The organism is Candidatus Omnitrophota bacterium, from assembly GCA_025453395.1.
GTDB lineage: Bacteria > Omnitrophota > Gorgyraeia > Gygaellales > Profunditerraquicolaceae > JAlOQK01.
The window spans coordinates 1-18,444 of sequence record JALOQK010000003.1; the positions used below are offsets into that span (position 1 = coordinate 1).

At 41.8% G+C, this 18,444-nt stretch carries 21 protein-coding genes, 1 tRNA gene and 2 riboswitches; all 22 genes read right to left on the reverse strand.

Going from position 1 to position 18,444, the window contains the following annotated elements:
- Window positions 1-112: 112 nt before the first annotated feature.
- Window positions 113-2,047, reverse strand: a complete 1,935-nt coding sequence (locus MUF05_04010; protein ID MCU0666245.1) for a TonB-dependent receptor — start codon at window positions 2,045-2,047, stop codon at window positions 113-115.
- Between the two features lie 121 nt (window positions 2,048-2,168).
- Window positions 2,169-2,840 carry a diphthine--ammonia ligase gene (locus MUF05_04015; GenBank protein ID MCU0666246.1) on the reverse strand — a complete coding sequence of 224 codons (672 nt, stop codon included), beginning with the start codon at window positions 2,838-2,840 and terminating at the stop codon, window positions 2,169-2,171.
- Window positions 2,837-3,568: an adenosylcobinamide-GDP ribazoletransferase gene (gene cobS / locus MUF05_04020; protein MCU0666247.1), complete on the reverse strand. Its 732-nt coding sequence runs from the start codon at window positions 3,566-3,568 to the stop codon at window positions 2,837-2,839. Before cobS ends, MUF05_04015 begins: the two co-directional genes overlap by 4 nt.
- A complete protein-coding gene (gene cobT, locus MUF05_04025; protein MCU0666248.1) occupies window positions 3,569-4,633 on the reverse strand; it encodes a nicotinate-nucleotide--dimethylbenzimidazole phosphoribosyltransferase in 1,065 nt (354 codons plus the stop codon).
- A 7-nt stretch (window positions 4,634-4,640) separates the two neighbouring features.
- Entirely contained in the window at window positions 4,641-5,156 is a 516-nt protein-coding gene (gene cobU, locus MUF05_04030; GenBank protein ID MCU0666249.1) for a bifunctional adenosylcobinamide kinase/adenosylcobinamide-phosphate guanylyltransferase, read from the reverse strand.
- Between the two features lie 5 nt (window positions 5,157-5,161).
- The gene (locus MUF05_04035; GenBank protein MCU0666250.1) at window positions 5,162-5,749 is read right to left on the reverse strand and encodes a histidine phosphatase family protein; all 588 of its coding nucleotides are present in this window, start codon (window positions 5,747-5,749) and stop codon (window positions 5,162-5,164) included.
- Complete coding sequence (locus MUF05_04040) at window positions 5,734-6,543, reverse strand: ABC transporter ATP-binding protein (protein ID MCU0666251.1); 810 nt, start codon at window positions 6,541-6,543, stop codon at window positions 5,734-5,736. The genes MUF05_04035 and MUF05_04040 overlap by 16 nt, the downstream gene beginning before the upstream one ends.
- Window positions 6,540-7,523: an iron ABC transporter permease gene (locus MUF05_04045; GenBank protein ID MCU0666252.1), complete on the reverse strand. Its 984-nt coding sequence runs from the start codon at window positions 7,521-7,523 to the stop codon at window positions 6,540-6,542. Before MUF05_04045 ends, MUF05_04040 begins: the two co-directional genes overlap by 4 nt.
- Window positions 7,524-7,544: 21 nt before the next feature.
- Complete coding sequence (locus MUF05_04050) at window positions 7,545-8,393, reverse strand: cobalamin-binding protein (GenBank protein ID MCU0666253.1); 849 nt, start codon at window positions 8,391-8,393, stop codon at window positions 7,545-7,547.
- Between the two features lie 210 nt (window positions 8,394-8,603).
- A riboswitch (cobalamin riboswitch) is annotated at window positions 8,604-8,790 on the reverse strand.
- Between the two features lie 104 nt (window positions 8,791-8,894).
- Window positions 8,895-8,985, forward strand: a riboswitch (cyclic di-GMP riboswitch).
- Window positions 8,986-9,085: 100 nt separating this feature from the next.
- On the reverse strand, window positions 9,086-9,643 hold the full coding sequence (locus MUF05_04055) for an SET domain-containing protein (protein ID MCU0666254.1): 558 nt from the start codon (window positions 9,641-9,643) through the stop codon (window positions 9,086-9,088).
- On the reverse strand, window positions 9,640-10,638 hold the full coding sequence (locus tag MUF05_04060) for a hypothetical protein (GenBank protein ID MCU0666255.1): 999 nt from the start codon (window positions 10,636-10,638) through the stop codon (window positions 9,640-9,642). Before MUF05_04060 ends, MUF05_04055 begins: the two co-directional genes overlap by 4 nt.
- Window positions 10,635-11,498 carry a polyamine aminopropyltransferase gene (speE, locus tag MUF05_04065; protein ID MCU0666256.1) on the reverse strand — a complete coding sequence of 288 codons (864 nt, stop codon included), beginning with the start codon at window positions 11,496-11,498 and terminating at the stop codon, window positions 10,635-10,637. Before speE ends, MUF05_04060 begins: the two co-directional genes overlap by 4 nt.
- On the reverse strand, window positions 11,485-12,603 hold the full coding sequence (locus MUF05_04070) for a bis-aminopropyl spermidine synthase family protein (GenBank protein MCU0666257.1): 1,119 nt from the start codon (window positions 12,601-12,603) through the stop codon (window positions 11,485-11,487). Before MUF05_04070 ends, speE begins: the two co-directional genes overlap by 14 nt.
- The gene (gene speD, locus MUF05_04075; protein MCU0666258.1) at window positions 12,569-12,985 is read right to left on the reverse strand and encodes an adenosylmethionine decarboxylase; all 417 of its coding nucleotides are present in this window, start codon (window positions 12,983-12,985) and stop codon (window positions 12,569-12,571) included. The genes MUF05_04070 and speD overlap by 35 nt, the downstream gene beginning before the upstream one ends.
- Before the next feature lie 199 nt (window positions 12,986-13,184).
- Entirely contained in the window at window positions 13,185-14,285 is a 1,101-nt protein-coding gene (locus MUF05_04080; GenBank protein ID MCU0666259.1) for a chorismate-binding protein, read from the reverse strand.
- An 83-nt stretch (window positions 14,286-14,368) separates the two neighbouring features.
- Window positions 14,369-14,755 carry an OsmC family protein gene (locus tag MUF05_04085; protein MCU0666260.1) on the reverse strand — a complete coding sequence of 129 codons (387 nt, stop codon included), beginning with the start codon at window positions 14,753-14,755 and terminating at the stop codon, window positions 14,369-14,371.
- A 9-nt stretch (window positions 14,756-14,764) separates the two neighbouring features.
- Complete coding sequence (locus MUF05_04090) at window positions 14,765-16,444, reverse strand: glutamine--tRNA ligase/YqeY domain fusion protein (GenBank protein ID MCU0666261.1); 1,680 nt, start codon at window positions 16,442-16,444, stop codon at window positions 14,765-14,767.
- Entirely contained in the window at window positions 16,437-16,697 is a 261-nt protein-coding gene (locus tag MUF05_04095; protein MCU0666262.1) for a type II toxin-antitoxin system RelE/ParE family toxin, read from the reverse strand. Before MUF05_04095 ends, MUF05_04090 begins: the two co-directional genes overlap by 8 nt.
- The gene (locus MUF05_04100; GenBank protein MCU0666263.1) at window positions 16,687-16,905 is read right to left on the reverse strand and encodes a ribbon-helix-helix domain-containing protein; all 219 of its coding nucleotides are present in this window, start codon (window positions 16,903-16,905) and stop codon (window positions 16,687-16,689) included. The genes MUF05_04095 and MUF05_04100 overlap by 11 nt, the downstream gene beginning before the upstream one ends.
- Window positions 16,906-17,078: 173 nt before the next feature.
- Window positions 17,079-17,149: transfer RNA gene (locus MUF05_04105), tRNA-Gln, on the reverse strand.
- A gap of 78 nt (window positions 17,150-17,227) precedes the next feature.
- Window positions 17,228-18,265 carry an SGNH/GDSL hydrolase family protein gene (locus MUF05_04110; GenBank protein MCU0666264.1) on the reverse strand — a complete coding sequence of 346 codons (1,038 nt, stop codon included), beginning with the start codon at window positions 18,263-18,265 and terminating at the stop codon, window positions 17,228-17,230.
- Window positions 18,241-18,444, reverse strand: a complete 204-nt coding sequence (locus MUF05_04115) for a hypothetical protein (protein MCU0666265.1) — start codon at window positions 18,442-18,444, stop codon at window positions 18,241-18,243. The genes MUF05_04110 and MUF05_04115 overlap by 25 nt, the downstream gene beginning before the upstream one ends.

An 18,444-nucleotide genomic window follows, 5' to 3' on the forward strand; every position in this document is an offset into this window, starting at 1 on the left:
TCTTTGTTGGTCTGATAACTTACAAAGTAACAGGTTTTCTTTGATCTGTGGAGCTTTTTTATTTATTCCCTTTGTCGCACTTTAGTTTACAATCTTCTATATTATGCTGGTATTAGAAATGTATTTTGCCTCCTATATTAACCATGCGACCGGGGCAAGCGTAATTAAAAACCTCTCTGTATTTTTCGCTTGTTAAATTGTCTACATTTAAAAAGGTTTCAAAATTCTTGTTAATTTTATAATTGATATTAAGGTCTGTTTTGTTATAAGCCTTCAGCAATAAATTGCCTACATCACTGCGCCGGCCGACATATAAGAGCTTAAGATTTATCTCCAGTTTAGGAATAGGGCTATAATTTAACCCTAAAAAGGCCTTATTCCTGGGCCGCCTTATTAACTCGTCACCATTGCTCTTATCTTCTGTGTCCTGCCAAGTATAACCAATATTTATTTTAAAAACATCTAAGGGCCTAAATTCCAGAGAATTTTCATAGCCGTAGATTCTGGCTTGACCAATATTAGAATATTGTGGAGTATAGTATGTAACCGGATCGTATTTGGCATCAATAAGGTTTTTTAGCTGGGTATGGAAAAAAACGCTACTAAAATATACCTTATCCTTCATTATTGCTTGCTCAAAACCAAATTCATAAGACTGGCTTTCTTCGGGTTGAAGTTTGTCATTACCCCCGCCAAACATAAAAGGGATGGCTTCAGCATGCAGTTGATAGAGAGTCGGGGCTTTATAAGCCGTACCCCAACCCGCCTTAATCTTTGTCCCGCACGAAAATAAATAGCTGGCATCTGTTTTATATACTGTCTTTAACCCCGCGTATGAATGATCATCAATTCTTATGCCGGTGTTAAAACGAAATTTGTCAGAGACATTAAGCAAATTTTCCGCATACACGCCTTTGGTATTACTATAAACTCTGGGAAAATCTGTTTGGCTAGAATAAACAGAACCACCATATGTATATTCTGAATAATAGTGATATTCTCCGCTTTCTCTTTGCCCATCTACCCCGCATACCAAAGTATCAAATTGAGAAAGCGTGAAGTTATTCTGCCAATCCATCTGATAGCTCTGCCCTTTATAACGATCCCTTAAATAATCGTTGGGGAACTGTTCGTCCTTATCATCAAAATCTCTGCGAGATATGCCAAAATATGAAAGCTGTAATTTTTGTTTCCAGAAATCAGCGGGTCTGGTTTCCCAAAAATTACTAAAAATCATCTGCCTCTGATGCGCCTTAAGATTGGGATCATCTCTTAACCCGAATGAATCATCATATCTGTACTTGGATTCTACAATGCGGCTTGTAATCCCAAACGTGTTTTGCGCATCAATATTATACTCTGCCCTTAAAGATAAATTGAGATCCTCGTTGGGGTCATGTTCGGAAGTATTTCTCAACTTGGATATTCCATCTGAGGCATACCGCGATGCGGAAAAAGAATAGGATAATTTATCTATCCTGCCCAATGATTCTAAAGACATATTTTGCGTATTATGAGTGCCTTGGCTTAATAAAATGTTAACGCGCGGCCGGCCTTCGCCTTTTTGAGTGATAATATTGACCACGCCCCCCATAGCATCAGAGCCGTACAAAACGCTTTGCGGGCCCCTAACTATCTCTGTGCGGTCAATGTTACCAACCAACAGATGCCCCATATCATACGCGGCATCTGCAGCAATAGGATCATACAATCTAACATTGTCAATCATGATCCTTGACTGTCCGGGGCTGGTGCCTCTCAAGAAAAACGAGGTTGCGCCTCCGAAACTACCCGTCTGAACAACATCCACGCCTAAGACTTGCCTTATCATATTTTTCAAGTCTGCGCTATTAGCATCATCTAAATCTTTTTTCCAAAGAACAGTTACATCACTTGTTGTGCCCTTGATGTTCTCCGGAGTCCGAGATGAAGTGACAACAATCCGTTCCAGCTGCGAGCTTTCCTCTCCTAAAGAAACCGCTTGATAATTCAACAATATAAACGCACACAAAAACCAAACCGCCAATTCCTTAATTTTATTTATCATTCTTTCTTCTCCTCCAGCGAGAATACTAGTAACCACGATAGCCAATAGACCGGGCTTTTTTACCGTTGCGCGGCAGCGCCCTGAATCACACAGGGACTTCCTTTAGCTAAAGGGCAATATATTATTGATAATATTTGATATCCAAAAACCAGTGCTCCCAAAAACCTTGTTTCTTGATTTTTTCGCTATCCAATATTTGGATCGGCTTAGCAAAAATTGGCCCATCGACCACTAAAGTATGGTATTCTCCGTTCTCCCCGCAGGGGCAGATGCCTTTGGCTTTTAATTCTTTGGCCAATGGCTTATCAATTATTCTGCCTAAATATTCTTCGCCCATAACATCGGCTTTACAGCTTACGATAACCGCTTTAAAGCCGGCATCCACAAATTCATCAATCAACCCAAGAGTATCATCTGCCCATAACGGCTCTACGGGGTTGATCCCCAATTCGCCACAAACCCTTTCTACCCAACTGCTATGCTCCAGCAAATATATATCCCCGAAAACCATATAGCGCGCGCCCTTCTTTATAAATCTATCCACGGCTTGCTTAAATTCCTCTTCATACAATTTCATATCAGGGCTTACTGCGCATTGCGTTAAAGGAAACCCCATAAGCTTAGCCTGATATTTTAATAAATCTGCGGTTAATCCATGAAAACAACCCCTGCCAGAACCCTTAGAAATAAAATTCAAAAGATTATTTATTTTATAACCCTGTTTCATCGCCCGATAAAGCGCTAAACAGCTATCCTTGCCCCCACTCCAAGAAGCAATCACGTTTGATTTCATAACACCCCCCATAGCAATAAACATAAAGTTTCGGAAATTTCATTTACCGCACCACAAATATCTCCGGTTACGCCTCCCAAAGAACGTTTAAAATAATTTCCTAATAAGAAAGCTACTAATGTGGATATAGCAAGCAGGCCTAAGCCTTTTTGTAAATCCACTAAGCTTACACAAACTACCGCCATGATCAAAGCAAGTATAAAAATATTGTTTGTGGAATTCTTAATAAATGCCTCTGCCTTGCCGGATTGGCGGGCATACGGGAAAAAACTTATTAATCCCGCCATAGCAAAGCGGCTTGTTACACAAGACAAAATGATGGCAAAGCTGCCCTCTTTTAAAGGCAATGCCAAAAGCGCGGCTATCTTCAAAAAAAGAATACTTACTATTGCCAAAACCCCGATGGCCCCGATATGCGGATCGCGCATAATGGAAAGTTTTTCTTCTTTAGATTTTCCGCTTCCTATGGCGTCAAATGTATCGGCCACGCCATCCAAATGGATACCGGCAGTTAAAATAATTAACATAATTACCGATAATAAATTAATGCTTATAAAAGGCAGGCCCCAAAAATGCAATAACCAGCGCAAATCTGCCACAAAAACACCCAAGAAAAGCCCGACAAAAGGAAAATAAACCATAGACTCGGCGGCTTTTTTCTCTGAATATTTCTTTACCTTAACGGGGATAACACTTAAAAATTGTAAAGCTAAAAGAAACTGTTGCATTTATGCCTCTTTCTTGGAAACTCCCGCGGAATCAAAGGTAGCCATCTCTTGCAGTATCTTTACCGACGCCTCTACAAGGTTAATGCCTAAGGCCGCGCCAGTTCCTTCACCCAGGCGCAAGCTTAAATCTAATAACGGCTTTAGGCCTAAATGCGCTAAGATCACTTTGTGCCCTTTTTCCACCGAACAGTGGCTGGCGATCATATATTCTTTTACTTGGGGTTTAATAAAACTTGCCGTTAGAGCTGCCGAGGAAGAAATAAACCCATCCAACACAACAGGCAATCTCTTGCCGCAAGAAGCAATAATTATTCCCACCAGCCCCGCAATTTCCAATCCGCCAACTTTAGCTAAAACGCCTACCGGGTCGCTGGCATCGGGTGAATTAATTTCTAAAGCGCGCTTGATTACTTCTATCTTCCGCGCCAAACCCGCATCATCTAACCCCGCGCCTCTTCCGGAAACTTCTTCAATTTTGGTTTTGGTGAAAAGCGCAGTCAAAGCTGAAGCGGCAGTAGTATTTCCAATACCCATTTCTCCAATACCTATAATATCAATCCCCTTTTTATACTCTGCGTTAAAGATTTCCACGCCGGCATTAATGGCTTTTTCTGCGTCTTCTTTAGTCATAGCTGGGCCGCGCGCCATATTCGCTGTACCCAAACGCACTTTTCTATCATAAAAGTTTTTATTCTTGGTTTTTATTCTTTCCGCTACCCCTAAATCCGCAACCACAATCCTTGCCCCAACGTGTTTGGCTAATACATTTATCCCTGCGCCGCCCCGCAAAAAATTATAAACCATCTGCGCGGTAACTTCTTTTGGGTATGGGCTAACCCCCTCATCGGTAACTCCATGGTCGGCGGCTAAAGTAAAGATCACCTTACTTTTAAGCTTTATATCCTTCTTGCCTGTAAGCCCGACTATAAGTTTGGCTATTTCTTCTAAGCGCCCAAAGCTGCCCAATGGCTTAGTAAGATTATCAAGCCTTTTTTGGGTAAGCTGAACTAATCCCCGGTCGATACTTTTAATATTATTGGCTAAAGATAAAAAGTCTTCCACCAAATACCTTTCATTTTAAACAAAGCTGCAAACCGCAAAAGGAAACATAAACCTTATCGGCTTCTTGGGATACTAATTGATTTACTCTACCGGCAACATCGCGAAAATCTCTGGCTAATTTATTCTCTGGAACAATGCCGGAACCAACTTCATTGGAAATAAAAACGCAGGTGGCTTTTATTTTCTTGGCCAAAATAAGAATATCTTTAGCGCTTAAGAGAATGTCCTTTTCTTTCGCGCCTGACAACATCTTGTTAGACACCCAAAGAGTTAAACAATCAATGATCACAGTCTCTGTATCGGAAGGGATTTTCTTAAGTGCGCTTTTTAAATCGCGCGGCTCTTCTATAACATGCCAGCTGACAGGCCGGGATTTCTTGTGCAGACTGATGCGCTTTTTCATCTCACTGTCAAGGGCTTCGGCGGTAGCGACAAACACCACGCCCGAATCCCTTTCCGCAAGCTTTAGCGCCAATGCGCTTTTCCCGCTACGCGCGCCGCCAGTAATAAGAATGATTTTCCCCATGGTCTTTACTTTTTATTAAAACAAATTATTTTCCATTTCTTATTTTTTGATTGTTCAACGATGCTAACCGTAGCAGACGCGGGTATATACCTCCAGAAATCATGGCCTTCCCTGATATAATTTAAAAATGTACTTATCACTCCTCCATGACAAACAATCGCTACTATTTTGTCTTTATTCTCAAGGGCTATTTTCTGGATTGTCTTTACTACACGCTTTCTGAAATTAATCAAGCTTTCTGCTTTGGGCATAGTTGTCTTATATGGGTCATCTAGCCATCGGGAGTAAATAACCGGGTACTTCTTCATTACCTGCTGATGATTCAAACCCTCAAATACCCCAAAATGAATTTCTTTAACCCCGGGGGTTATCTTAAACTTTGATTTAGGAAAAACTATTTTTGCCGTCTGTAGCGCACGCAGCCTGTCGCTAGAATAAATATTATCAAAATGCGTATTTTTTAATTTTACAGCCAGTTCTCTTGCCTGAAGTTTGCCGCGCGCGCTTAAACCGATATTCCTATAACCGCAATAACGTTTGTGTCTATTCCAAAGCGTCTCTCCGTGACGAATAAAAACTATTGTTGTGCACATTTCTTCTCCTTAGGAACCAAGAAAACGCAAGGCCTCTTGGTAATCGGATTATCGTAAACCACTACAACTGTTTTATACACACTCTCTATGTTCTGATAGGTTATCACGTCTTGGGCAGAACCCTGTCTAACTATTTTCCCTTGATCAAATAGGACAATTTTATTGCAATAGAGACTGGCCAGATTTAAATCATGAATGACCATAACAATTGAGAGCCCCTCTTCTTGGTTTTGCCGCGATAAAAGATCCATGATCTGCACCTGGTGCGCAATGTCCAAATGCGAAGTAGGCTCATCCAACAGAAGCAACTTAGGCTGTTGCGCTAAAGACTTGGCAATTAAGACCCGCTGGCGTTCTCCAAGGCTTAACTGGCCAATATTCTTATGCTTTAAATGCAGAGTATCGGTCATGGAAATAGCGCGCATGGCTATTTCTCTATCAAGAGAGGATTCGCCTTGGAACTTTTGCAAATAGGGGTATCTTCCCATGAGCACTACTTCCAGAACTGAAAAAGGAAAAGCGGCTTGTGTGTCCTGCTGGACAAAAGCTACTTTACGAGAGAACTCCTTGAAACGGATACTTTCTAGAGATAATCCGTCTAGAAATACCTGGCCCTCTGCTGGCGCCAAGGCCTTGCTTATAAGGCGCAAAAAAGTGGTCTTACCGCTGCCATTAGGCCCGATAATCCCCATAAAATCCCCCTGCCCAACCGCAAGAGAAACATTCTTAACTATTCTTTCCCTCCCATATCCGCCAGAAATAGAAAAAGTCTCAAGTAAAGCCGTTTTTTTCATTTAACGTTTTTATTGGTTTTCTTAAGAAGGGTTATAAAAAGCGGCGCCCCCAAAAGCGCGGTAATCACTCCAATAGGTATTTCTATTGGCGCGACAACTGTGCGCGCTAAAAGATCACAAATAATCATAAACGAAGCTGCGGTCATCACTGATAAAGGAATAAGTATTTTATGGTTTGAGCCAATGATAAGCCTTGTGGCATGGGGGATCAAAAGCCCGACAAAACCGATTACCCCGGAAACAGAAACTATGGCTGCGGTAATTAATGAAGTCAAAAGAAAAAGCGCTTTTTTAACTTTTTCTATATCTACCCCCAGATGCAAGGCCTCTTCTTCGCCTAAACTTAAAGCGTTTAATTCATGGCTAAAACCATAGAGGATAAAAATGCAGATAAAAGTTATCGCGGAAACAAATACGATAAGGCCGGGATGATAAAGGCGCAAACTGCCCCATAACCACCAGCTTAAACCATGCATGACCTCATCCGGAGAAAGCGTAATAATGGCTACGATTATAGCCGACAGAAATACAGAAATTATCACCCCGGATAAAATAAGCGATTGCTGCGAAATGCGGTTTTGATGCTGGGCAATCAGATAAACCAGGCTTACCGCCCCTATTGCGCCTAAAAAAGCTATTCCCGGCAGCCAAAGATATGAAACACCTAACCCCACCCCAACCACTGCTGCTAAGCCAGCCCCGCCAGAAGTGCCCAAAAGATACGGTTCGGCAAGCGGATTTCGTAAAAGCGCCTGCAGGACAACTCCGGAAACCGCAAGCCCAGCTCCGACGATAAAAGCCAAAAATACCCGCCAAAACCGCAAAAATATAATTGCCCGGTATTGTTCAGAAAAGAATTCGCTTAAGGGAATCTTGACCGCGCCTTTGGTAATGGCCAAGAAAGACGCGAAAACAAGAATACCAAAACTTAATAAAAAGATAAGCGGTAACTTTACATTCAGATTATTTGTTTTATCCAATTTTACCTCGTAATCACGGCTCTATTTATAAAACCTATTATTTAATTCAAATGCGCCCTCAACTATCCTGGGTCCCGGCCTTAAAATAATGTTGGGATCAATATCGTTATATACTCTATTATTCTTAATTGCCGGTATTCTTTCCCATCCTCTTCTTAAAAAAAGAGATTTTACATTTGCTCCTTTATCCATATAAGCCAAAATAATACAATCTGGCATGCTATTAATAACTTCTTCGGCGCTAAAAATACTATAGGCCCGGCGCAGGTTACTGGCGATATTTTTCCCTCCGGCACAAGAAATAATCTGATCTACAAAAGAACCGTTTCCGGCAGTAGTCAAAGGATCAGGCCAGATCTCTAAAAAAACTTTTGGCCGGCTGGATTCGGGAATTGCGCTTGTCTTAGCCCTTAATACCTCTAGATTGTCCTTCATGGATAACGCAATCTGATGCGCCTTTTCTTGAAGTAAAGTAATCACGCCTATTTCTTCTATAGATGACAAAAGTTCTTCTATGGTAGAAGGATCGGCAACATAAACTGCAAAACCAGCGCGTTTTAGTTCTGCTACCGCGGCATCCTGCTCCAACCCTGTGCAAAATATATAATCCGGCTGCAAAGAGATTATTTTCTCTAAATTCGGCTGGCTGAAAGTGCCCACTTTTTCTTTAGAAGAAACTTGCGGCGGGTAATCACAAAAAGAGCTTACCCCTACAATTTCCTGATCAAGCCCCAAGGCAAAAAGAATTTCCGTAGTTGAGGGGGCAAGAGAAATGTAGCGGGGATTCTCTTTGTTGCCAAAACAGATTGCGGGTAAGAATAAAAGAAACCCGAGAATAGAAATTAAGATTTTTATATTATTTTTTATCATATTAACAATCTAGTAAAGCTCTACACCCCGCCCTATCGTACCTTGGCATAAATGATTGCCAAGTACGCCCTTTTCGGGCTGGAAGGGCGGGTAACGCAGAAAGCGAACACTTGCCCATCAAATTGGGCAAGGTGCGTGTTGCCTTCTGCAACAAAAAACCCGCTACGAATGTAGCGGGTTGCACCCAAATTTACTATAGCCCAGCCACGAGGCAGTTGCTTTATAGGTAACGGTATTCTGACTCTGGGGTCGGCCTACTTCCTTAAAACCTTCCCATCCGCCTTACAGCGGACAGTGGTAAAACTTAAGGATTCGTCGCCCATTACAGCAGCGGGACTGTGGCCGATTCTCACGGCCTTCCCTATACCTATATATAATTGTATCTAAGTTATTATATTAAATGCACTTAAGTTTGTCAAATTAAAAATTACCCGTGATTTATCACTAAGAATTCTTACTCACCAACTTGAAATTCCTTGAGTAAAATGCTATACTTCATTTAGCCGATAAGAGCAAACCTCCTGAAAGGGTGGGGCGCAAAGCTAAAGGGCCTAATCTGCGGGTGACCGCAGGATGGCAGCCAGTTGCCGAAGCCGATGTGGCCATAAAAACCCACACCGACTCTTCTGTATCGGCGGCTTTTTCCTGCCCGGCAGAAATGCCGGGCTTCTTAATTCACCTGCTATAAAATTCTAGTGAATTAATCCGCCAATCTTCTCCTCTATATACTGCGCGAAATACCCCTTATATCTTTTTTGCAGATCAGGCCTTTTCCAATCGCTTCCTGTAACTTTACCACGGCAATGTTTTGTGCCGCAGCGGCACTTAAAATATACCCCGCCCCCAGAATCAGTCATGCAATAATCATAGGTAAGCTCTTCGCCTTTTTTAATATCGCGCAAGGCAACCAAAACAATCTGCCCCTTAATCCCGCAGGTAGGATCGCAACTATGGTTAAAAAAATCATCGTCCTCTAGTTCACCAGGTGAACACCCTCCTAAAAGATAAAAACCGTCTTCCACCTGATGCGCGTAGTGAGAAACAAAATCCCCCAGCTTCTTCTCCAAATAATCATATTCTTTTTGGCTGATGATCGCTCCACCGCAGATATTAATAACCTCGCCCTTTTTAATAAAACTTTTAGCAAAGACGCCTCTTCCTTTTATGCCAGAATACTGCACATAAACCTTAGGTGAAAGCCAGGAAAGCCCGCGGCCTTTAAGAATATACTTGGCTAGATTATTTTTCATATTCCCCTGACTGTACGCTTGATTAATATTCTGTTTTCTTTCATAAAATTAATTGCTTGATTAAATGTTTCTTTTTGATCTGCTAAATCCTCACAAAAAACAAGGCCTTTGTTTTTGATATTTCCGGAAAGAATAAGCCTAGCTATGGAAACTGCAAAAAGCGCAGTAATTTTTTGCATGGAATTAAGTGCGTCTTTTTTCCTGGAAGCACTCTTGATATCCCAACAGATGCGCCGATTTCTTGATGCTAAAATAATTTGGGAAAGAGTAATATTATCTTCTATTGTTTGTTGCACAATTTCTTGGGTAAGTTTTATGTTCTTACGACTTAACAGTCCGTAATTATTCATGTATTGGTAAAAATAATAAAAACCCTTAGGCCGGATAACCCGAAAAGACAAATCTTTGATCTGTTTTTTGGAAAAAATCTGCTCAAAGCCGCTTGCGGTAAAATATGTTTCCGCGTCTATGTTATAGAATTTCTCGTTGCGTTTTGCGCCAAAGGCAGGATAACCGACTTTCTCCCCGCCTATTTTCTGGAATGAACCATGGTTGTGCTCCCAGATTAAGTCTTCAAAACACCACAAAAAAGGAAAGTAAAACAGCTTAGGCGAAAGGCTGCCGGCTTTTACTTCGATCTTGTGTATATCGCGATTTGCAAAAAGTTCTTTTCCTAAAATAAGGTTGGTTAAACCCGGAGAAAATCCGCAACCCGGTATAACAATAATGCCTTCTTTTTCAATTTGCGATTTCTTTTTTAGATAGAATTCATCCGGATCAAGGTCGGTAAGGTCAATTAGGTTTTTGCGGTATAAAAGCGCCAGCTCCAGAGATTTTCTGCCAAATTCTCCGGGCAATGCCCCGATTAAGATATCAGCATCTTTGGCCTGGGCATCTTTTTCCAAAAATAGAACAGAGACTTTGGCGCAGGTTCTCTTAAAGAAAAACCTCAAGGCCTGGCCGATTCTGCCCTGGCCTAAAATCAGGATTTTCATTTTATCTTTTTCTGGTAAATTGCCGGCAAAGCCAGGCTGTTTAAATGCATATTGGCAGAATAGAAATTGAATTGAAAACCTTTGGAACGCGCTTCCAAAACCCCAAGTTCGGGATTACAAATATTTAATTTCTTGGATACCCCGATAAAACAATAATCCCCGCAATGATAACAGGGGATAGTAAAGCGGTATATCGCCACATGCGGGAAAATCGCTTTAGCGCGGTTGTAGGTCTTTAAAACCAGGTTCTCAAAATCAAGGAAACTGCCGATTTGAAACATGGCCATGCCGTCTTTGGCAAGGCAGGCGCGCACGTCTTTATAAAATGGGGCGCTGTATAATATCTGAGAGGGGCCAACCGGGTCAGAAGAATCTATGATCACCAGATCAAAATATTCCTTGAACTGTTTGATAAACTTTGAGCCGTCTTCTATATGAAGTTTCGCTCTTTTATCTTCAAAGGCCTTGCCCCCGCAAAAGGCGAGGTATTTCTTGGCGATCTCGATCATGCGCCGGTCAATTTCCACCATGTGCACCTCTTCAACATCGTGGCGCAGAACTTCTCTTAATGTGCCGCCGTCTCCTCCGCCTATGATCAGAACTTTCTTAGGATTAGGGTGATTAAACAATAATGGCTGGGTGATCATCTCGGCATAGATGTATTCGTCTTTTTCTGAAAGCTGCACGATATCATCCAAAACAAGGACTCTGCCGTAAATAGGATTGTCAAAAATAAGCACCTTTTGATATTTTGTCCTTTCAGATAAAACCACCTTTTCCATCAAAAAACAGTGTTTGATCTTGCCGATACGTTTTCCCGGAACAGTTCCTTCACAAAACCACTTCTTAGAGGTAGACATGCGCTATTTCTCCTTTTGGTTTTTTTACCTTAAACGGTATATATTCAGCCACCCACAATGAGGCTACTAATTTTGGCCAGGCCTGGATTATTTGCTTATCCATCATTTGGGAAAGATGCCCCATTATTTCTTGATCTTCCTTGTGCAGCATTATCCAGGGATAGACTATTTCCCCTTTGGTAATTTCCCTGATCAAAAGATTATTCTTCGCAAAAAATTCCTGCAGATAGATAAAGCGGTTCTTGATCGCCTCGTCCCCTATTTCCAGAAAGGAAAATCCTCCGCAAGGGCCTAAAAATGAATTCCCGAATTCACAAAATTTCTTTACTCCTTCAAAGGTATAAATAGGATTAGCGACAAAGGCGCATATGGTATCTTTGCTCCTGGGCTTTTTGCCTTTTAATATATCCGCAAGCGCCACTTTTATTTTAAGTTTAAACCTGCGGGAATTTTTTTCTATTGTTCCAAGAAGTGTTTTATCGATATCAAAAACCAGGCATTCTATATCGGGGCACGCCAAACAAAGAAGCACGCTTGTCAGATCGTCGTCTCCGACAAACAAAACGGTTTTCTTATATGGGATATACTCTAGAATTTTCTCGATCAAACGCACGCAAGAGCCTATTGAAATGGGCATTTGATCGTAATTAGATTTTATTTTTGTCTGCAACAGCGATGTTACCGGGCTTTCCCAATCAATTTTCCTCTTAAGACGCGATTCTAAACGCGCTTTTATCTCAAGGCCAGATAAAGCCGGGACAAAAAAAGAGTTTTCCTCTTTTTTGCTAAAAAAAGCCCTGCCCTTCTTATTAATAGAAACGATGCCTTCCTTCTTCAAAAAAGAAAGGTAATAATAAAGCGGCCACAGGCCGGTAGAATTATTATATAAGATGCCGCTTGGGCCAAGGGATCCGGTAATATCTTTGACTTTCTTCAAGAAACCAAAGAATGAAGGTTTTTCGTAATTGTTCCAGACGGATCGGATCTTCTTCGGGCTTAAATCCAGGTCCTGGACACCGACCCAGCATTTGGCGTTTTCTTGAAAAATCTTGGCGTGGTAACTTAAGAACTTACGATAGCGGTTCGCCCAAATATCCAGATACATCTATTTTCCCTCTTTTGATCTCTTGGATCTCAATTCTTTTAGGATTGAATATCTTCTTGAGATATTCAAGGGCGTTAAGGGGGTTTGTTTTCTTGCCGCAGGTATAAATATCTATGGCCATATATTCAAATTCCGGCCAACTATGCAAGGCGATATGGCTTTCGCTTAAAAGCACAACTCCGGTTATTCCCTTGGGGTGGAATTTATAGGTTATTGCCTTAAGCGGGGTATTGTTGGCTTTTACCGCCGCGGTGACCAATACCTTCTCCAGCTTCTTAGGGTCCTCGATCATTTTTGAATCCCAGAATTCCGCGATCAAATGCCTGCCTAAGAATTTCTTAGGCATCACCCCGGATTCAGCTTCAAAATCTTTCTTAACCATTTGTTTCTTTTCGCCTCTCTCTAAAATATTTTATCCCGACGCACAATACACTTAAGCTAAATAGCTTAATGAATAAAGCGGAGTCGGGACGCGAAATACAACACATTTTAGTTAATTATTGCTTTCCCGTCAAGGATTAAATTATTCTCCCCGATATTTTAGTTCCGCAACCTAATCCCTTGATAAAATTTTCTCATATTTACCCCTCTTGCGCTTCTAATAAAAACTGAGATTTTAGCATGCCTTCTTCCCATTCTCCCTGGGCGGTAGAATCCCAAACAATGCCTCCGCCCACGCCCATCTGGCCGCTTGAATTCTCTAAAAGAATGGTGCGGATAGGAATATTAAAAAACATGGCCTTAGCAGGAGTAATATAGCCTATGGCACCAGTATAAATCTTTCTTTCTGTTTTTTCAAGCTCTCCTATAATTTCCATGGAGCGGATCTTAGGCGCTCCGGTCACCGAGCCGGAAGGAAAAAGAGATTTAAACAGCTGTTCAATTTTTATATCTTTATCTATGCGGGCATTGACTGTGGAAGTCATCTGATAAAGGGTCTTATAGCGGGCGACTTCAAAAAGCTTTGGCGCGCGCACTTTTTTGGCGATACGGCCCAAGTCATTGCGCAATAAATCCGCGATCATCACGTTTTCTGCGCGGTTTTTGGAATCGTATTTAAGCTTTAATCCTCCGATGACGTCTTTTATTCCTTTAAGCCGCATAGCTGTGCCTTTCATAGGCTTGACAGAAATAAAGTCTCCTTTTTTCTTTAAAAACATTTCTGGAGACAAAGAAAGAATCTTAAAATTATCCGTTTCTAAATAAGCCGGATAAGGCACGGGTTGTTTTTTTAATAAGCTGCGGTATAAACTATAGGGATCACCGAAAAAAGAAAAAAGCATTTTCCAACAATAAGTTATTTGATAGACATCGCCTTTGCGGATGTGTTCACGGATAGCGGCAATATCCGCCCAATATTGGTCAAGGGAAACATCTGGACGGCAAGCGGAAACTTTGGCTTTTTTTAAACCGCTCCCGAAAAAACTTCTTCCTTGTTCTGCCTGTCTGTAACAACCCAGATACACCAAAGGGAAATTATATGTTTTATCTACGCGGGTTTTTTCCTCAAAATAATATCCTGCTTCATAAGAAATAAACCCTGCCAGATAAAAACCCTGGGCGAGCATCTCTTCGGAAAGAATTAACGCCTCTTTTATATCTTGGGGATGGTAACAAGAAATGATGCGCTCGGGATTATTAAAAACTATTGGGGTTTTTTCAAACTCAAACAGGATATTCAAAAACACGCCTCTTGCCTTCTGGCAGCCTGGGTGTCCTGCTTATTAGAAAGGACTATTGCATGAACTTGCCTGAGGAAAGTTTTTTAACTTACTCTTATTTCTAATTCTGGATTACTTTTTAAAGTATTGTGCACAGGGCAATTTTTTATAAAATCTACCATTGCCTTCATTCTGCGCGGATCAAGTTTAACTCCTTTTAAATCAATGCTTATGTAAATTTTCCTAAAACACACAGGGGACTCCTTATCAAAATCTGCTTCCACGTTTATGCTAAACGCGTCTATGCCTGTATCGGGCGAACCTTGAGCGTATTTATGTAAATACGCCCCAAGGCAAGTGCCTAAACTTACCAACAAGGCATCCGCGGGGGTAATGCCGGATATTCCCTGCATATCCACTAAGAATTCATGATTGTGCGACTTCACATCAAAGGTATTGCTTCCGGCATTGGTTATTTGTACCCTATACATTTTGGCCTCCTATTTATTCTTTTCAATCTTTGCCCAGGCATCCCGCAAAGTAACTATGCGGTTAAAAACAACAGCCCCGGGAAGAGAATCTTGATCTACACAAAAATACCCCAATCTTTCAAACTGATATCTTTGCCCTATCTGGGAAGATAGAAGACTGGGCTCAACAAAACAATCCGGCAATTCTTCCAAAGAGTTGGGATTTAAGTGCGCCGTAAAGTCGCTTCCTTCGGGCGCATCATTGGGGTGGCGTTTGGTAAAAAGCGTATCATATAAACGCACCCGCGCCTTTATGGCATGAGGCACTGATACCCAGTGTATGGTGGCTTTGACCTTACGCCGGTCAGGAGAATCGCCTCCGCGGGTAGCCGGGTCATATGTGCAATGAAGCTGAATAATATTTCCTGCATTATCTTTAACGACTTTGGTACAAGTAATAAAATACGCGCAGCGAAGCCGCACTTCTCTGCCCGGGGCAAGACGAAAAAATTGCTTTGGCGGGTCTTCACGAAAATCATCGCGCTCGATATAGATTTCTCTGCAGAAAGAAACTTTTCTTGCCCCGCAAGAAGCATCCTCCGGATTATTCACTACTTCCAGTTCTTCGCTTTTCCCTTCGGGATAATTATCAATTACGACTTTTAACGCACGCAAAACCCCCATAACCCTGGGAGCGGATTTATTTAATTCTTCACGGATGCTGTTTTCCAAAAGCACCATATCCACAATACTGTCCGCTTTGGCCACGCCAATCTGCTCGCAAAACTTGCGGATGGATTCTGGGGTATACCCTCTTCTTCGTAAACCCGAGATAGTAGGCATTCTTGGGTCATCCCAGCCGCTGACTAATTTCTTATTAACCAGATCTAACAGCTTGCGCTTGCTTAAAACGGTGTGGCTTAAATTCAAACGGGCGAATTCTATTTGCCGGGGATGATGCACATTTAATTCTTTAAGAATCCAGTCGTAAAGAGGACGGTGCACTTCAAATTCCAAAGTACAGATGGAATGGGTGATCCCTTCCAAAGAATCACACAGGCCGTGGGTAAAATCATACGTGGGATAGATGCACCATTTGTTTGCGGTTCTGTGATGGCTGGCCTTCCTGATGCGGTAAAAAACCGGGTCGCGCATCAAAAGATTTGGGTGCGTCATATCTATTTTACCGCGCAATACTTTCGCGCCTTCTCCAAACTCACCATTTCTCATGCGCGCGAATAAATTTAAATTTTCCTCTACGCTTCTATCGCGATAAGGGCTATTCCTGCCGGGATCATTAATCGTGCCGCGGTATTGGCGCATTTCTTCAAGCGACTGATCACAAACAAAAGCCTTGCCCTTTTTGATAAGCTCTACCGCAAAGGCGTATATCTTCTCAAAATAATCTGAAGCATAAAACATCCTATCCTGCCAGTCAAACCCCAACCAGCGCACATCCTCTTGAATAGAATCTACGTATTCCACATCCTCGGTTTCAGGATTGGTATCATCAAAACGCAAGTTGCATAATCCTTTGTAATCCCGGGCTAGGCCAAAATTAAGGCAAATACTTTTGGCATGCCCGATATGTAAATAGCCGTTTGGCTCCGGAGGAAAACGCGTATGCACCTTGCCGTTATTCTTACCTTGCGCCAAATCAGCGTCAATTATCTCGCGGACAAAATTGGTTTTTGGCTGCAGATTATCCATATATATCTTTTCTATTCCCGATACGTAAAATAATAATCAAGATTTCCTGTTCTGCTATTTTATAAATAACCCGGCAATCACCCCAGAGATACCGCCAATATCCTTCGAACCCGCCCTTTAATGGTTTACCCAATGCTTTGGGGTCTTCAACAAGATAGGTTTCAATGCGAGAAAGAATTTTCTTAACTGTAGATTTGTCTATCTTCTTCAAGTCCGCTTCAACAGAATCTAAATAAACAACTCTATACGCCAAGCTTCTCCCTCAACTGTTTACCAGAAATAATCTTTGATTTGGGGTCATTAAAGCGGTCTTTAGCAATCTGGGCGTCGGCATAATCCTCTAAATAATAAGTTAATGCTTCAGCAACATAGAATTTTTCGCTGCGGTGCGTAATTTTTGCCAAGTTAGATAACTTATTAGCTAATCCTGCGGGCAAGCGGAATGCTTTCAGTATAGTCATACCTTAATGCCTCCTTACAGCATAAGTATAACATTGTTATACATGTATTGCAAGCATAAAATCATCGGCTACCTCGACAACCTAAATGACAACCGATTTATTTATAGCTCTGGATGGTTCAACGCCTACAAGTGGTCAGCAAGGCCCACCGTAAGGCGGACCGCGTCAAACCATTGCCCCCTATGGATTCGAACCATAACTAACTGGTCCAGAGCCAGTCGTGCTACCATTGCACTAGGGGGCAATATTTTATAGGAATTAAATTATAGCTCGGGCAACGTCCTTATTCAAGGGAAATTCCCTGGCTACAATAGCGCTTATTTTACTGCGGTAATTTCAAATCTTTGAAGCGATTTTCAATGATTTTGCCCTTAACCAAAAAATCCTCTATTTCCAAAGCTGCCAGATAATGCGCTTTCTCATTAGGATGCTGATCCAGCTGCAGCGCCCAGAATTCACGCAAATCCTTATTGGTTTTTGTATAGGCCGGCAAAAGATCAAGCACATAAATGCCTGTCTGGCTTAAGAATTCGGCTACTTTGCGGTGGGTCAAAGCCTCCGGAAATGTCTGGACAGTCCATTTACCCTTATGGAACATCGGAAACAAAACAAATACCGGACTGCCGATATTATTCTGATAGCAAAAAGCATTGATTGAATTTACCGCGTACTTGAACTGCTGCCAACCGCTATAATTTTCATCTACGCAATAATTAGCCGGGATTTTGTATTTAACCTGCATGCGGAAATATTTTTCATTAATAAAACAGTACAGATAGCTGTGTTTCAAAAGCCACTGATGGACTGGCTTGTTGTTGATTATGTCTTGGTCAATCTTGAAATAATCTAAGGTATGCACGTGCCCGTAGCGTGGCCAGCTTATCTCCATATCATTGGAAACAAACTGCACCATCACCAAATCCGGTTTTAGCATTGGGCCTATCTTTGAAAGAAGCTCGGCTTCATTAAAAGTAGAAAACCCTCCCACTCCCAGATTCACCACCTCCATATTCACCCGGGGATAAATTTTCTTAAGGCGCCGGCGCAGACAAGCGGTATAGATATTGCCTGCATCGTACACCCCGTCGCCAAAAGTATATGAGTCGCCTAAGACAATGATCCTGAACGTGTTGGGCGATTTTACAAAATATCTGGCATGGTCTACGCGGAATTGATTTTGTTCCGGGGGGTTTTTATAGCTGAAGCGCTGTTTGGCATCCCACGCTTTTCTCCATCCTGTCCAGACATAGCGCAGCGACAGCTCAGAGATTAAAATACAAAGCAGGCAACCCAAAATAAATAAAGATAATTTGCCCGCTGTTTTCTTAATTTCGCCTACCAAAGATTTTTCTTCACCCATGCATCTGCTTTAAGGAGTGCCTGCCACATGCTTACGGTATCTTTTACCGCGCCATGGCCTGTGTCCTTGGCGGTATTAGTAACACCCTGGGCAACGCCCTTGCCCATTGCAGAAATGGTATTGCATCCGCAAAGAAAAATAACAAGCAACAACAAAACAAAAGCCGACTTTCTATGCAT